Source organism: Streptomyces catenulae (genome assembly GCF_000718015.1).
GTDB classification, from domain to species: domain Bacteria; phylum Actinomycetota; class Actinomycetes; order Streptomycetales; family Streptomycetaceae; genus Streptomyces; species Streptomyces catenulae.
The window spans coordinates 296,073-311,562 of record NZ_JODY01000003.1; the positions used below are offsets into that span (position 1 = coordinate 296,073).

Below are 15,490 nucleotides of genomic sequence, written 5' to 3' on the forward strand. Positions count from 1 at the left end.
CCCCGTATGCGTGTTCTGTGCACCTCGACCGGTTCGCCGTCCCACGGCCGGGCCATGCTCCCGCTGGCCCGCGCGCTGGCCGGGGCCGGACACGCGGTCACCGTCGCCGCGACCCCCGAGATGGCGCCCGTCTTCCACGCCGACGACGTCACCCTCGAACCCTGCCTGGCGTCGCTGCCCATGACCGACCCGGGCGCCGCGCCCGCCGTGGAGCCGGGGGCCGACTTCTCGGGGGACGGCCACATCCAGCTGGTGCTGACCCTGCTCACCGGCGATCACGCCCGCGCCATGTACGACGTGCTGGCGGAGGTCGCGGGCCGGGTCCGGCCCGATGTGATCATCCGGGACGGCATGGACATGGCCGGGATCGTGCTCGCCGAGCGGCTCGGCATCCCGCAGCTGCCGATCCCGTCCGGGCTGGTCAACATGGTCGACCCGGCGCAGTTGCTGCCGAACCTCAACCGGCTGCGCCGGGAGGTGGGCGTGCCCGAGCAGGAGGACGCCGCATCGGCCGTCCCGTACGGCCGGTTCGACTACCTGCCCGAGGAGTACTCCTTCGCCCGCTTCCCGGCGCAGGTGCGGGCCTACCGGCAGACCACGCTGGTGGACCGCACCGACGGGCTGCCGTCGTGGGTGACCGAACTCCCCGCGGACCGGCCGCTGGTCTTCGCGGCCACCGGCACCGCGCTGCCCATGATCATCGGGCTGCGGGAGCGCGGTCTCGACCTGCCGCCCGGCATGACGCACCCGGCGGAGATGCTGCGGGCGACCGTCGAGGCGCTGTCCCGGCTGCACTGCTCGGCGATCGTGGCGACCGGCGGTGTGCCGCTCGACGGCATCGAGCCCGCCCCGCATGTCCGGCTCGTCGACCGGCTCGCCCAGCCGCTGCTGCTGGAATGCGCCGACCTGCTCGTCACCCACGGCGGCTACAACAGCGTCCGCGAGGCGATCCGGACGGGGACGCCGATGGCGGTGCTGCCGAACTTCGGCGACCAGCCGCACAACGCCGCCCGCGTCGCCGAACTGGGCCTGGGGCGGCACGTCCCCGAGACCACCGCGGACGCCGTCGCCACCGCCTGCGAGGAGTTGCTGGTCGACGGGGACGTCGCCACCCGCGTCCGCCGGGCGCACCGCGCCGCGCTCGCCCTGCCGGACGCCGGTCAGGTCGCCGCGGACCTGGAGAAGCTGGTGCAGCAGGCACGCTGAACCGGCCGCGCCGCCGGGCCCGTCGCGTATCCGGGCCCGGCGGTGCCGCGTCCGCCGCCGCGACGGGTCCCGGGGCCGCGTCCCGCCTCGTCGGGGCCCGGTCCGCCCGGCTGCGGCCGACGATGATCCTTTACGATCGCTGACGGTCAACCCCGCGGTCACGGCGGGGAGAACGGCGAGGTGGAGCATGTCCGTGCAGCTGTCCGGCCGGCCTTTCCGGCGGCGGTACCAGGCCCCGGTCCGGCCGTCGTCCCACCGCGGTGCGGTGCGCGTCGGCGCGGTCGCGGGAGGTGTCCGGTGAGCCGCGCGGTCCTGGTGACCGGCGCCTCGCGGGGGATCGGACGGGCGGTCGCCGAGCGGTTCGCCGCCCACGGCGACCGGGTCGCGCTGCACTACGCCACGCGCGAGGAGGCGGCCCGGGAGGCCCTGGCCGGGCTGCACGGCAGCGGCCATGTGCTGGTCCGCGGCGACCTCGCCACCCCGGAGGGCGCCGCCGCGGTGGTCGCCGCCGCGGTCGACGGGCTCGGCGGCGTCGACGTGCTCGTCAACAACGCGGCGGTGAACCGTCCGCACCCGGCGGCCACCACCCCGTTCGACGCCTGGCAGCGCGCCTGGCGGGAGATCGTGGACGTCAATCTGCTCGGTGCCGCGCACGTCAGCCACTGTGCCGCGCGGAACATGATCGACCGGGCGGTGTCCGGCCGGATCGTCAACATCGGCTCCCGCGGCGCCTATCGGGGCGAGCCGGACCACCCGGCGTACGGCGCCACCAAGGCGGCGCTCCACGCCCTCGGGCAGTCGCTCGCCGTCCATCTGGCGCCCTACGGCATCGCGGTCGCCTCGGTCGCACCGGGCTTCGTCGCCACCGAGCGGGTCGCCGACCGGCTCACCGAGGAGGTCCGCGCGCAGAGCCCCTTCGGGCGGGTCGCCGAGCCCGCGGAGATCGCCGCCGCCGTCCTCCACCTCGCCTCACCGGAGGCGGTCTGGAGCTCGGGCACGGTGCTGGACGTGAACGGGGCGTCGCATCTGCGCTGAGGCGCCGCCGCACGGAGCGGTCCGGCAGTGGGCCCGCGTCGGGCCGTGGGGAAGAGGGGGAGGCCCCGGCCGGACGGGGGAATCCGGCCGGGGCACGGCCGGTCACGCGCGTGGCGTCCGGCCCGCGGGTGTCGGCGGCCGGATCTTCCGGGCGACTGGGGGGACAGTGACCCGGGCGGCACGGTGACACCCGCTCCGTTTGAACGATAAACCACGTGGTGGGTTGATCCGCCCGAAAAGGGCCCCAAAGGGGTGCGGCGTGGCGAGTGTCACGGTCCGCGCCCGATGTCGATCTTCTACGCCGCGGCCGGTACGCCGATCCCGTCGAAGAGCGCTTCCGTGGCGGGGACTTCCGGCCCGTGTGGGTGTCGTCGCAGGTCAGGGGCTGAGGGCCAGGACGATGTACCCGACGAAGAGGGTGAGGTGGACGCCGCCCTGGAGCGGGGTGGCGCGGCCGGGGATGACGGTGAGGGTGCCCGCGGCAACCGTCAGCGCGAGCAGCACCATATGGGTCGGGCCGAGCCCCAGCTCCAGCGGGCCCGCCAGCCACACGGACGCGGCGGCGACCGCCGGGATGGTCAGGCCGATGCTGGCCATCGCGGAGCCGAGGCCGAGGTTGAGGCTGGTCTGGATGCGGCCACGGCGGGCCGCGCGGACCGCCGCGATGGTCTCCGGCAACAGCACCAGCAGTGCGATCACCACCCCGACGACGGACGACGGCAACCCCGCCGCGGCCACCCCCGACTCGATCGCGGGCGACACCGCCTTCGCGAGCCCCACCACCGCGATCAGGGCCAGCGCCAGATGCCCCAGGCTGATCAGCGCCGTGCGCTTCGACGGCGGTTCGGCGTGGTCGGAGTCGAGCACATCGCCCGCCTGGGTCACCGGGGCGAGGAAGTAGTCACGGTGGCGCACCGTCTGCGTCGTCACGAAGAGGCCGTACAGCACCAGGGAGGCGAGCGCGGCGAAGACCAGCTGCGGGGTGGAGAACTGCGCGCCGGTGCCGCTGGTGGTGAAGCTCGGCAGGACGAGGCTCAGCCCGGCCAGGGTCGAGACGGTGGCGAGCGCCGCGCCGGTGCCCTCCGGGTTGAAGATCGCGACCCGCCGCCGCAACGCGCCGACCAGCAGACAGAGTCCGACGATGCCGTTGCAGGTGATCATGACGGCGGCGAAGACGGTGTCCCGGGCCAGCGCGGCGCTCTTGTCGCCGCCGTCGGCCATCAGGGTGACGATCAGCGCCACCTCGATGATGGTCACCGCGACCGCGAGGACCAGCGAACCGAACGGCTCCCCGACCCGGTGCGCGATCACCTCCGCATGGTGCACGGCGGCCAGCACCGACCCCGCCAGGAAGAGCGTCACCAGACCGACCAGCGGACCCGGCAGGGACCGCCCCCAGACCAGGATCAGCAGGACGACGGCGAGTACGGGCACCGCCCGGGTCCAGTGCTGGGCGGTCGAACGGATCCGGGCGATCATGTTGACGAGCTTGGCAGATCCCACCCGGACGCGCGCGCCGACGACCGCCCGCCGGGTGCCGGGCGCGCGCCTTGAGGGACCGTCGCGAACCGGGCGCGCGCCGCCCCTTCCAACGCCCGGACTCACACCGTTTCAGGCGCGGGGCCGGGCGCCCCGGACGGGCTCAGGCCGACGCGCGGTGGCCCCGCGGCTCGGCGGGCGCGGTCGCCGCGCGGGTCACATCCGCGACGACCTCCACCACGTCCGGCCCGTACGCCTGCGAATTGACCACCTTCAGCAGCAGACAGAACTGCCCGTCGGTGCCGTGCCTGCGGGCCAGCTGCGGATGGTTGCGGACCAGATGGCGGACCGCGGCGCGGTGGGTGACCGGCCGCTGCCCGGCCGCCAGGAAGACCGGACGGCCGCCCTCCCCGGCCGTCAGCCGGGCCAGCAGGACGTACTCCACGGCGCCGGGCTCCATGCGGTACGCGGTCGAGCCGATGGTGAACGTCCCCCGGTCGGCGCCGGTCGCGTCGCCCGGGTGCACCACGACGCCCGGCAGCAGCGAGGTGAGGTGCGCGGCGAGGCGGCGGTGGGCCGTCGGGTCGCCGACGCAGAACTCCGTACGGGCGCCGAAGCCCTGGAGTCCGGTGTCGTGCGGGGCGACCTCCGGGTGGGCGCGGCAGTTCTCGACCACCGCGGCGAGACCGAGCAGGGCCAGCGCGTCGTGGCGCGGGATGCTGCCGTGGGCCGAGGCGCTGTCCCGGTGGGTGACCAGGACGCACTCCGAGCCCTCCGGGAGGCCGAAGAAGCGCTGGGTGCGGTGGAGCGTCCGGCGGGCGCCCGCCGAGGAGGCGGCCCAACCGGCCGCCGCCCCGACGACGAGCGCACCGACGGCGACGATCAGGAGGAGCAGGGAGTCGTTCATGGCGGGGGAGCGTAACCCCTGTCCGGGTGTGTGTTCGAGCGGGGCGGGCGGGATGGGGGCGCTCGTCCCGGTTCGTACGGCGTGGTTGGCCGGTATCCGATGCCGCGGGGCGGCGCGGGCCGCACGCGCGTCTTCGACGTGCCGTCACCCGGCGTACGGCGATGGCGCGAAACCGCCGGGAACGGGGCACGGCGCGGCCGGATCTCTCGCCCGGCAGGCGGTCACCATCCGGGGCATCACCGGCAGATGACGCATCGGCGGAACCGGCGGAGATCGCCTGGTGGACCCCTCTGTTACGACACGAGTACCACGAGTAGGCTCCCGCCACCTGCGTTCCCTGCGCTTGGAGGAAGTCCACCCATGTCCCGTGCCCGACGTCTCACCGTCCTGGGGGCCGTGGCCACCCTGGCCGGATCACTGGTGGCGGTTCCGGCCGTCGCCCAACCCGCCCCGGCGGGCTCCGGCGCCCCGCACCCCGCGCCCGTCCCGGCCAAGACCCCGGTCGCCGTCGGCTCCGGAGGCGCCGTCTCCAGCGTCGACCGGGACGCCTCGGCCGCCGGTATCGCGGTGCTGAAGAAGGGCGGCAACGCGGTCGACGCCGCCGTCGCCACCGCCGCCGCCCTCGGCGTCACCGAGCCGTACTCCGCCGGTGTCGGCGGTGGCGGCTACTTCGTCTACTACAACGCCAGGACCCACACCGTGCGCACCCTGGACGGCCGCGAGACCGCCCCGCGCACCGCCGGACCCGACCTCTTCCAGGAGAACGGCAAGGCCCTGCCGTTCGACGAGGTCGTCACCAGCGGCCTCAGCGTCGGCACCCCCGGCACGCCCGCCACCTGGGACACCGCGCTGCGCAAGTGGGGCAGCCGGTCGCTCGGCCAGGTGCTGCGGCCCGCCCGCGACCTCGCGGCGCGCGGCTTCACCGTTGACGAAACGTTCCGCGACCAGACCGCCCAGAACGAGGCGCGGTTCCGGGACTTCCCCGCCACCGCCGACCTCTACCTGCCCGGCGGCAAGCTGCCGGTCGTCGGCTCCACCATGAAGAACCCCGACCTCGCCCGCACCTACGACGAGTTGAGCCGCCGCGGTGTCGACGCGCTCTACCGCGGTGACCTGGGGCGCGACATCGTCAACACCGTCCGCAAGCCCCCGGTGCGCCCCGGCGCCGACCGCAAGGTCCGCTCCGGTGACCTCACCCCGCGCGATCTGGCGGACTACAAGGCGCTCGGCGAGGCCCCGACCCGCACCCGCTACCGCGGGCTCGACGTCTACGGCATGGGCCCCTCCTCCTCCGGCGGCACCACCGTCGGCGAGGCGCTCAACATCCTGGAGCGCAGCGACGTCAAGCACCTGAGCGAGAAGCAGTACCTCCACCGCTACATCGAGGCCAGCCGGATCGCCTTCGCCGACCGGGGCCGCTGGGTCGGCGACCCGAAGTTCGAGAACGTGCCGGTCAAGGGCCTGACCTCGCAGCGGTTCGCCGATGCGCGCGGCTGCCTCATCAAGGACGACAAGGTCCTCACCAGCCCCCTCGCCCCCGGTGACCCGCGCCACCCCGAGCCGTGCGGCAGCCACGGCAAGGCGTCCCCGACGACGTACGAGGGGGAGAACACCACCCACCTCACCGTCGCCGACAAGTGGGGCAACATCGTCGCCTACACCCTCACCATCGAGCAGACCGGCGGCAGCGGCATCGTCGTCCCCGGGCGCGGCTTCCTGCTCAACAACGAGCTGACCGACTTCTCGTTCACGCCGATCACCCCGGGCGTGCACGACCCGAACCTGCCCGGTCCCGGCAAGCGGCCGCGGTCGTCGATCTCGCCGACGATCGTGCTGCGGGACGGCAGGCCCGTGGTGGCGCTCGGCTCGCCCGGCGGCGCGACCATCATCACCACCGTGCTCCAGTCCCTCGTCAACCACCTCGACCGCGGGATGCCGCTGGTCGACGCCATCGCCGCGCCCCGCGCCAGCCAGCGCAACGCGGCGAGGACGGAGCTGGAGCCGGCGCTGTGGAACAGCCCGCTCCGCGGCGAACTGGAGGGCATAGGCCACCAGTTCACCAAGGTCGAGGAGATCGGCGCGGCGACCGGTGTGCAGCCGCTGCCCGACGGCCGCTGGCTCGCCGCGGCCGAGAAGGTCCGGCGCGGCGGCGGCTCGGCGATGGTCGTCCACCAGAAGTAGCCGCCCCGCCGTCACCGGCCCGGGCCCCGCCGCCCGGACCGCCCACGCCCGCCCGGCGACGACGCGCCCCGCCACGGTGCGTCGTTGCCGGGCGGGCGCGGGCCACATAGCCTCCCGGGGACCGCCGGTCCGCCGCAGCCCCGGGAGGCGTACGCCGTGAGCATCGACGAGAGCCGCGAGAGCCGCGAGAGCCGTCCCGCACCGCCCGGCGCCGGGGGCCCGCCGGAAGGGCTCGCCGAGCAGGCCGCCGCGCTCGCCGACGGACAGGTCACCTCCGCCGCCCTCGTCCGCCGCTGTCTGGACCGCATCGCCGCCTCCGCGCCCACCGTCAACGCCTTCCGCCTGCTGCGGGCCGACGCCGCCGAGGCGGAGGCCGCGGACGCCGACCGCAGGCTGGCGGCCGGGGAACGGCTGCCGCTGCTCGGCGTACCGGTGGCGGTCAAGGACGACATGGACGTCGCGGGCGAGCCCACCGCGTTCGGCTGCGCCGGGGAGTTCCCCGCCAAGGCGGCCGACGCCGAGGTGGTGCGGCGGCTGCGGGCCGCCGGGGCGATCGTCGTCGGCAAGACCAACGCCTGCGAACTGGGCCAGTGGCCGTTCACCGAGGGCCCGGCCTTCGGGGACACCCGCAACCCCTGGCACCTCGACCACACCCCGGGCGGCTCCTCCGGCGGCAGCGCCGCCGCCGTCGCCGCGGGCCTGGTCCCCGCCGCACTCGGCACCGACGGCGCGGGCTCGGTCCGTATCCCCGCCGCCTGGACCCATCTGGTCGGTGTCAAACCGCGCCGCGGCACCCTCTCCACCTGGCCGGACCCCGAGTCGTTCCAGGGCATCACCGGCATCGGCCCGCTGACCCGCACCGTCGAGGACGCGGCGCTGCTGCTGGACGCGGCGAGCGGCAGCCACCCCGGCGATCTGCACCGGCCGCCGCCGCTCGCCGCCCGCGAGGCCGTCCGCCGCGACCCCGGACGGCTGCGCGTCGCCCTGTCCTGGAAGCCGCCGTTCACCGCCACCGCCACCCCGCTCCACCCGGACGTCCGGCGCGCGGTGACCGCGGTGGCCCGGACGCTCGCCGGGCTCGGCCACTCCGTCGAGGAGGCCGATCCGGACTACGGGCTGATCGGCCTGGCGTTCGTGCCGCGCGCCACCGCCGGGGTGCGCGAGTGGGCGGCGCGGGTGCCCGATCCGGCGCTGCTGGACCGGCGCACCCGCGGCGCGGCCCGCATGGGGCGGCTGCTCGGCGGCGCGGCGCTGCGCCGGGCGCGCGCCGCCGAACCCCGCCAACGGCGCCGTATCGGCGCGCTGTTCGGCCGGTACGACGTGCTGCTGACGCCGACCACCGCCACCCCGCCGCTGCGGATCGGCGCCCTCGCCGGGCTCGACGGGCGCCGTACCGATCAGGCCATGATCGCGGCCTGCCCGTACGCCTGGCCGTGGAACGTCCTGGGCTGGCCCGCGGTGAACGTCCCCGCCGGGTTCACCGCGGGCGGGCTGCCGCTCGGTGCGCAACTGCTCGGGCCCGGCGACGGGGACGCCCGGCTGCTGTCGCTGACCGCACAGCTCCAGGACGCTTTGCGCTGGCACGAGCGCCGCCCGGCCACGGAGGCGGCGGGCGGCGCGGCCTGACGGTCACCCGCCGGACCCGGACGAGGGCGGAGGGGCCGCGGCCGGGGCGCCGCGAGGGCGCGCGGGACGGGGCTTAGGCCGTTGGGCCTCGTCCCGGGGTCCGCAGTGATCCTTCGCGGGCCCGATGCCGTGCCCGGCCGCGGCGGACACCCTGGTGGTGGATCTGCCGAGAAGGAGCACACGATGTCGTACGTCGAGAACATGCAGTACCCGCAGCCCCGCTACCACGCCGCCGAGGGCGAGGTGAGCGCGTCCTTCCGTGCGGCCGACACCCCGCCGGAGGTCTCCTCGCCCGGCGGATCCACCAGCTACCTCGCCACGCAGGAGTCGACCGACGGTGCATTCGGTCTCTACAAAGGGGTGTTGGGGCCGCGGTCCGCCGGTGCGAAGACCCACTTCCACCGGGCGATGTCGGAGTCCTTCTACATCCTCTCCGGCGCACTGGAGCTCTTCGACGGCGAGAAGTGGGTCACGGGCCGCGAGGGGGACTTCCTCCATGTGCCGGCGGGCGGGCTGCACGCCTTCAAGAACACCACCGACGACCCCGTGTCGATGCTGATGCTCTTCGCCCCGGGCGGACCGCGGGAGGAGTACTTCGAGCGGGTCGCGGAGATGTCGCAGCGCGGCCCCGAGCAGCTCAAGGAGTTCCGTATCCGGCACGACAGCTACTTCACGGAGGACTTCGCGGCGCCGGGGGAGCGGTAGCTGTCCCCCCCCGGCGCCGGGCACCCGCCGGGGCTCAGCCGAGCAGGGCGATGATCTCGTCCGTGGTGCCGGTCTCGCCGAGCCGCGGGAAGATCTTCTCGACGCTGTTGCGGTGCGCCGCCTCGTCCAGGTCGGTCACCGCGTCGGTGGCGACCGTGACGTGGTAGCCGTGCTCGTGCGCGGCGCGGGCGGTGGACTCCACACCGATGCTGGTGGCGATGCCGGTGAGCACCACCTGCGTCACGCCCCGGCGGCGCAGCTCCAGATCGAGGGCGGTGCCGTGGAAGGCGCCCCACTGCTGCTTGCTGACGAGGACGTCGCCGGGCTGCCGGTCCAGCTCGGGCACCAGCTCGGTCCAGTCGGCGGGCGGGGTGCCGCCGGGGCGGGCGGCCTCGGTGCGGCCCGGTGCGCCGCCGGTGACGTTCACCAGCACCACGGGCAGCTGCCGCGAGCGGAACGCGGCGGCCAGTCGGGCGGAGCGGGCGATGATCTCGTCCGACGGGTGGACGGAGGGCAGTGCGGCGATGCCCTTCTGCAGGTCGATCACGACGAGGGCGGAGGTGGCGTCGAGCGTCGTCACGGACATGGGATCTCCAGGGAAGAGGGGTGCGGCGGCGTCAACGGACGGTCACCGCGGGGGAGTCAGGGGTTTCTACGGGGTCCGGCTCACGGTCCGGCCACCCGGCGCAGCAGCGCCGTCGCCTCGGCGAGGGTGCGGCGCTCCTCGGCGGTCAGCCGGTCGGCGAGCGCGTCGGTCAGCCAGTCCCGCTTGGCCCGCCGCGCCTCCCCGATCAGCCGACGGCCCTCGTCGGTGAGGGAGAGGACGACCTGCCGGCCGTCGGTCGGGTGCGGGCTGCGCGCCACGACGCCGTGCTCCTCCAGCGCCGCCAGCGTCAGCCGCATCGACTGCGGGCGGACCAGCTCCGCGCGGGCCAGCGCCGCGGTGGTCGCCGGGCCGTCCCGGTCGAGGCGGGCCAGGACCGCGCGCTGGGTCGGGGTCACCCCGCCGAGCGGCGCGGCGGCCCGCAGATGGCGCATCAGCAGGCCGACCGCCGCCGCGAGGTCGGAGGCGAGCGGTCCGGGCTCCGGGTTCTGCGCGTCGTCCATGCCGCCACCGTAGAAGTACGACAGGGAAACTTGCAAGTTTTCCTGTCAATGTCCGTGGGGGTGGGGCGGTGTGGCCGCGTCCGTGGCGGGCGGGCGCCGCGACGCACCGGAGAGGGGCTTGCCCCGCCGCGCGGCGGGGCCTACGGTCGCCTCCACGCGCGCAGGGCCCGCCCGAGACCGCGTGGCCCGCAGCCTGACGCGCCGACAAAGGAGCTGTTCATGGCCGATGTTGTGCGAGCCGCACTGGTCCAGGCGACCTGGACGGGCGACACCGAATCGATGATCGCGAAGCATGAGGCCCACGCCCGTGAGGCGGCCGGGCAGGGCGCGAAGATCATCGGCTTCCAGGAGGTCTTCAACGCCCCGTACTTCTGCCAGGTGCAGGAGCCGGAGCACTACCGCTGGGCCGAGCCGGTCCCGGACGGCCCGACGATCACCCGGATGCGGGCCCTCGCCCGCGAGACCGGCATGGTCGTCGTCGCCCCGGTCTTCGAGGTCGAGCAGTCCGGCGTGTACTACAACACCGCGGCCGTCATCGACGCCGACGGCACCGTGCTCGGCATCTACCGCAAACACCACATCCCGCAGGTCAAGGGGTTCTGGGAGAAGTACTACTTCAAGCCGGGCAACGCCGGGTGGCCGGTCTTCGACACCGCCGTCGGCAAGGTCGGCGTCTACATCTGCTACGACCGCCACTTCCCCGAGGGCTGGCGTCAGCTCGGCCTCGGCGGCGCCCAGCTCGTCTACAACCCCTCCGCCACCTCCCGCGGCCTCTCCGCCTACCTCTGGCAGCTGGAGCAGCCCGCCGCCGCGGTCGCCAACGAGTACTTCGTCGCCGCCATCAACCGCGTCGGCACCGAGGAGTACGGCGACAACGACTTCTACGGCAGCAGCTACTTCGTCGACCCCCGCGGTCAGTTCGTCGGCGACGTCGCCGACGACGGCAAGGAGGAACTGCTCGTCCGCGACCTCGACTTCGGGCTGATCGACGAGGTCCGCCAGCAGTGGGCGTTCTACCGCGACCGCCGCCCCGACGCGTACGAGGGACTGGTGCGCCCGTGACGGCGGACGGCGCCCCCGGGGCGCTGCTCGCCCGCCACCGCGCGGTGCTGCCCTCCTGGCTCGACCTCTACTACGAACGGCCGCTGGAACTCACCCACGGCGCGGGCCGCCACGTCTGGGACGCGGAGGGCAACCGCTACCTCGACTTCTTCGGCGGCATCGTCACCACCATGACGGCGCACGCCCTGCCCGAGGTCACCGACGCCGTCACCGCGCAGGCCGGCCGGATCCTGCACACCTCGACGCTCTACCTCTCCCGCCCCATGGTGGAGCTGGCCGAGCGCATCGCCGCGCTCTCCGGCATCCCCGACGCCCGGGTCTTCTTCACCACCTCGGGCACCGAGGCCAACGACACCGCGCTGCTGCTCGCCACCGCCTACCGCCGCTCGAACCAGGTCCTGGCGATGCGCAACAGCTACCACGGCCGCTCCTTCTCCGCCGTCGCCGTCACCGGCAACACGAGCTGGTCCCCGACCGGCCTGTCGCCGTTCCAGACGCTGTACGTGCACGGCGGGGTGCGCGGGCGTGGCCCGTACGCCGGGCTCGGCGACGACGCGTACATCGCGGCGTGCGTCGCCGACCTGGAGGACGTGCTGGGACAGACCGCCGGGGGCGTCGCCGCGCTGATCGCCGAACCGGTCCAGGGCGTCGGCGGCTTCACCTCCCCGCCGGACGGGCTCTACGCCGCCTTCCGCGAGGTGCTGGACCGGCACGGCATCCTCTGGATCAGCGACGAGGTGCAGACCGGCTGGGGCCGCACCGGCGACCACTTCTGGGGCTGGCAGGCGCACGCCGGGAACGGCCCGCCCGACCTGCTGACCTTCGCCAAGGGCATCGGCAACGGCATGTCCCTGGGCGGGGTCGTCGCCCGCGCCGAGGTGATGGACGCGATGAGCGCCCACTCCATCTCGACGTTCGGCGGCAGCCCGGTCACCGCCGCCGCCGGTCTCGCCAACCTCACCTACCTCCTCGACCACGACCTCCAGGGCAACGCCCGGCGCGTCGGCGGGCTCCTCCTCGAACGGCTGCGGGCCGTCGCCGCCGGGAGCGACCTCGTCCGGGAGGTGCGCGGGCGGGGCCTGATGATCGGCGTGGAGCTGGTCCGGCCCGGCACCGGCGAACCGTCCGCCGAGGCCGCCTCGCTGGTCGTGGAGGCGGCCCGGGAACGCGGACTCCTCGTCGGCAAGGGCGGACGCGGCGGCGCCTGTGTGCGCATCGCCCCGCCGATGACGCTGAACGTCGCCGAGGCGGAGGAGGGCGCGGAGGCGCTGGCCGGGGCGCTGACCGACGCGCGCGCCCGGCTGCCCGCCGCCTGATCCGGCGTCAGGGCGCGACGTCGCCGTACGCGCGGCCCACCGCGGCGTCGTTGAGGTACGCGGTGGCCGCGCCGGTGACGCCGTCGGAGCGGTAGACGCCCCACTTGTCGGTGACCCATCCGGCCCGCAGCGTGGCCGCCCGGTACTGTGTGGCGCCGCCCGCCAGCTTCTGGGCGGCACCGTTGTGCCACAGCCGCACCCAGCCCTTCGCCGGATCCTTGGAGATCTTCAGCCCGACGACGAACGAGTGCCAGGAGTTGAGCTTCAGGGCGCCGTGCCACAGGTAGGTGGTCCGCAGCTTCGGGTCGCTGTACTCCAGGTCGACGGTGCCGTCACCGCGGGCGCGCAGCGACAGCGGCGGGGTGGCGGCACCGGAGCCGTAGTCCTTGAGCTGCCACAGCGTCACCCAGTCGCCCTTCTTCGTGGGCAGCGGGCCCCACATCGAGCGCCAGCCGATGTAGAAGACGTCCCCCTCCTTCGCGAAGCGCAGCGGTCCGCCCGAGGTGCGCTGCCCCCGCGTCTCGACCCGCACCCGCGTGGCGTCGTCGAGCTTGTGCCCCGAGGTGTGCAGCGCGTACGTCTTCCCGTACCGCCCGGCCGGATCGTTGACGACGGTGACCTGCCCGGGCTTGGTCTCCACGCCCTCGAACGGCTTGGTGCCAGTGGCCGGATCGGCCCGCCAGAGGGGGGCCGCACGGTGTGCGGGCGGCGCGGTCGAGGGGGCGGCCGTGGCTTCGGGGGTGTCCGGGGGAGTGCCGCCCTCGGCGTTCGCGACGGTCCGGATGCCGACCAGGCCGAGCCCGGTCAGGAGGGCAACCACCCAGAGCAGAGGGTGGGTTGAGGCGCGTTTCATGGGGTCTCCCGATGTGGGGTGGGGAGGAACGCGTGAAAGTTAGGTTTGTTGCCAGAAAACGTCAAGGGGTGTCGGGAGGGCGCGCGGACGGCCCCCGGCGGGGCCCGTACGCCGCCCGCGCCCGGCCTCACCCGTATCCGCGCAGCTTCCGGTACAGCGTCGCCCGCGCGATGCCGAGCGAGGCGGCGGCCCGCGCCTTGTTGCCGCCGTGGGTACGCAGCGCCGCCAGGATCGTCTCCCGCTCGGCGCGCTCGATGGTGCCCGGCGGCGGCGCCGTCGCCCGGCGCCGCACCGACCGCGGCAGCTCCTCGCGCCGCACCGGCCCGGCGGACCGCCGCCCCCGCGCCACCTCCCGCACCAGCGCGGCGAGTTCGGTGACATTCCCCGGCCAGGGCTGCGCCTCCAGCGCCCGTACCGCCTCCAGCGTCCAGGTCAGCGGCGGATGGCCGGGCGACGGCGGCGGGGCCAGCCGGGTCAGCAGCGCGGGCAGGTCCTCCGGGCGCTCCCGCAGCGGCGGGAGCGTCACCGACCGCGCCCCGAGGGTGTCCAGCAGCCGGGCGAGACACGGCCCGACCTCGGTGCCCGGGGTGTGGGTGACCACCAGCGGCAGCCGTGGCCGCTCGTCGAGCAGCGCCACCAGCGCCGCCACGTCCCGCTGCCCCAACCGCTCCACATGCCGCAGCAGCAACGGCGCCGGACCCGCGCCGCCGTCCGCCACCGGATACGGGCGCAGCGCCGCCAGCTCCCCGTCCGGCGCGCCCGCCGCATCGACGGTCAGCGGCCACGCCGCGCCGTCCGGGCCACGCAGCAGCGCCCGGCCCAGCGTCGTCTTGCCCGTCCCGCGCTCCCCGGTCAGCAGCAGCGGACGCGGACAGGAGAACAGCTCCACGGCCCGCCCCACGGCGCGCCGCCAGACCGCCGAACTCCCCGGCGGCACACCGGGGACCGCGCCCGCCCCCGGCTCCCGCCCCGCACCGTCCGCCTCCTCCTCGACCACCGCGAGCGCCCCGGTCACCGCCCCGGACTCGCGCACCGGCAGCAGCCGCGCGGCGACCGCGCCGCCCCACCGCACCGTCGGCTCCCCGTCCCAGCGGCCCGCCGGACCGTCCGCCGCGAGCAGCGCCACCGCCTGCCGCTCCAGCCCGTCCACCGCCTCCGGCGACAGCAGCCCGGCCGCCGCCTCGCTCACCAGACGGCTGTGACCGTCGAAGGCGAGCACCGCCCGCCCGGCCGCCCGCTCCCGCGCGAACGCCGCCAGCAGCCGCCGCTCCGGCTCCCGCGGCCCCCGCGCCGCCCACCCCGCCTCGACCGCCGCGGCCACCGCCTCCGCCAGCGCGGTGTCCGGATGCCCGCCGCCCCCGGCGCACAGCCCGCGCGCGAGGGTGACGGTGCCCAGCGCCCGCGCCGCGCCCGGCCGCCGCACCGGCACGCTCACCGCCGACACGCCCTGCCACAGGTCGAGGAAGTGCTCCGGCCCGTGCGTCTCGAACCGCTGCCCGTACCGCAGCGCCAGCGCCGCGCTGTTGTGCCCCACGACCTCCTCCGACAGGTCGTCGCGGAGCGTGCCCGGCGACGGCACCCCGCCGCGGCACACCACCCGGCACCGCGCATCGGCGACGAGCACCCGCCGCTCCCCGTCGTCCAACGCCCCGGCCAGCCGCTCCAGCACCGGCCGGGCGGCCGCGGCCAGCGGCCCGTCCCCCGGCGCGCGCGGCGCCGCGCCCGCGGCCAGATCGTGCGGGACGCCGAAGAACGCGGCCCGGCGCCAGGCGGAGACCAGCGGCTCGGGCACCCCGTCGGGCAGCGGACGCCCGGCGAGGAACCGCGCCCGCGCCTCGCGCAGCAGCGCCGGTTCGGGCCCGGAACGGAAGGAATCTGTACAGCTCACAACCGCTCCACCGTACTGGGACGCGCCACCGCGGCGGCCGTCGGCGCCGCATCCGGTGCCCCGGAACACCGGCCGTCGCCGGGTGGGGTGTCTCGAAATGAGACACCCGGACACCCGCCGGACGT

Annotated in this window: 13 protein-coding genes; 7 read left to right on the forward strand and 6 right to left on the reverse strand. The window is 75.3% G+C overall.

The window, feature by feature from the left end; translation table 11 throughout:
• Window positions 1–6: 6 nt before the first annotated feature.
• A complete protein-coding gene (locus tag IF23_RS0105320) occupies window positions 7–1,206 on the forward strand; it encodes a glycosyltransferase (protein ID WP_030280341.1) in 1,200 nt (399 codons plus the stop codon).
• Window positions 1,207–1,503: 297 nt separating this feature from the next.
• Window positions 1,504–2,241 carry an SDR family NAD(P)-dependent oxidoreductase gene (locus IF23_RS0105330; RefSeq protein ID WP_030280342.1) on the forward strand — a complete coding sequence of 246 codons (738 nt, stop codon included), beginning with the start codon at window positions 1,504–1,506 and terminating at the stop codon, window positions 2,239–2,241.
• 378 nt (window positions 2,242–2,619) lie between these two features.
• Here the strand turns inward: IF23_RS0105330 and IF23_RS0105335 are convergent, their stop codons facing one another.
• Both IF23_RS0105335 and IF23_RS0105340 read right to left on the reverse strand, forming a co-directional pair.
• Complete coding sequence (locus tag IF23_RS0105335; RefSeq protein WP_030280343.1) at window positions 2,620–3,720, reverse strand: calcium:cation antiporter; 1,101 nt, start codon at window positions 3,718–3,720, stop codon at window positions 2,620–2,622.
• 163 nt (window positions 3,721–3,883) lie between these two features.
• Window positions 3,884–4,627 carry a hypothetical protein gene (locus tag IF23_RS0105340; RefSeq protein WP_030280344.1) on the reverse strand — a complete coding sequence of 248 codons (744 nt, stop codon included), beginning with the start codon at window positions 4,625–4,627 and terminating at the stop codon, window positions 3,884–3,886.
• A gap of 360 nt (window positions 4,628–4,987) precedes the next feature.
• Between IF23_RS0105340 and ggt the strand changes: the two genes are divergently transcribed.
• The 3 genes from ggt to IF23_RS0105355 all read left to right on the forward strand — a co-directional run bounded on the left by ggt (window position 4,988) and on the right by IF23_RS0105355 (window position 9,139).
• Window positions 4,988–6,808, forward strand: coding sequence for a gamma-glutamyltransferase (gene ggt, locus IF23_RS0105345; RefSeq protein ID WP_030280345.1), 1,821 nt, complete (start codon window positions 4,988–4,990; stop codon window positions 6,806–6,808).
• Between the two features lie 156 nt (window positions 6,809–6,964).
• Window positions 6,965–8,434 carry an amidase gene (locus IF23_RS0105350; protein WP_030280347.1) on the forward strand — a complete coding sequence of 490 codons (1,470 nt, stop codon included), beginning with the start codon at window positions 6,965–6,967 and terminating at the stop codon, window positions 8,432–8,434.
• Window positions 8,435–8,617: 183 nt separating this feature from the next.
• Complete coding sequence (locus IF23_RS0105355; protein WP_030280349.1) at window positions 8,618–9,139, forward strand: cupin domain-containing protein; 522 nt, start codon at window positions 8,618–8,620, stop codon at window positions 9,137–9,139.
• A gap of 34 nt (window positions 9,140–9,173) precedes the next feature.
• Here the strand turns inward: IF23_RS0105355 and IF23_RS0105360 are convergent, their stop codons facing one another.
• A complete protein-coding gene (locus tag IF23_RS0105360; protein WP_030280350.1) occupies window positions 9,174–9,725 on the reverse strand; it encodes an isochorismatase family protein in 552 nt (183 codons plus the stop codon).
• An 80-nt stretch (window positions 9,726–9,805) separates the two neighbouring features.
• Window positions 9,806–10,246: a MarR family winged helix-turn-helix transcriptional regulator gene (locus tag IF23_RS0105365; protein WP_030280353.1), complete on the reverse strand. Its 441-nt coding sequence runs from the start codon at window positions 10,244–10,246 to the stop codon at window positions 9,806–9,808.
• 219 nt (window positions 10,247–10,465) lie between these two features.
• Here IF23_RS0105365 and IF23_RS0105370 point away from each other — a divergent pair, with 219 nt between their 5' ends.
• Together IF23_RS0105370 and IF23_RS0105375 are read left to right on the forward strand one after the other, a co-directional pair.
• Window positions 10,466–11,308: a nitrilase-related carbon-nitrogen hydrolase gene (locus IF23_RS0105370; RefSeq protein WP_030280354.1), complete on the forward strand. Its 843-nt coding sequence runs from the start codon at window positions 10,466–10,468 to the stop codon at window positions 11,306–11,308.
• Window positions 11,305–12,624 (forward strand): aspartate aminotransferase family protein, encoded by a 1,320-nt coding sequence (locus IF23_RS0105375; RefSeq protein WP_030280355.1) that lies wholly within the window; start codon window positions 11,305–11,307, stop codon window positions 12,622–12,624. Before IF23_RS0105370 ends, IF23_RS0105375 begins: the two co-directional genes overlap by 4 nt.
• Before the next feature lie 7 nt (window positions 12,625–12,631).
• Here the strand turns inward: IF23_RS0105375 and IF23_RS0105380 are convergent, their stop codons facing one another.
• The gene (locus IF23_RS0105380; RefSeq protein ID WP_078653796.1) at window positions 12,632–13,477 is read right to left on the reverse strand and encodes a heparin lyase I family protein; all 846 of its coding nucleotides are present in this window, start codon (window positions 13,475–13,477) and stop codon (window positions 12,632–12,634) included.
• 127 nt (window positions 13,478–13,604) lie between these two features.
• Window positions 13,605–15,365 (reverse strand): helix-turn-helix domain-containing protein, encoded by a 1,761-nt coding sequence (locus IF23_RS0105385; protein ID WP_051739244.1) that lies wholly within the window; start codon window positions 15,363–15,365, stop codon window positions 13,605–13,607.
• Window positions 15,366–15,490: the final 125 nt, after the last annotated feature.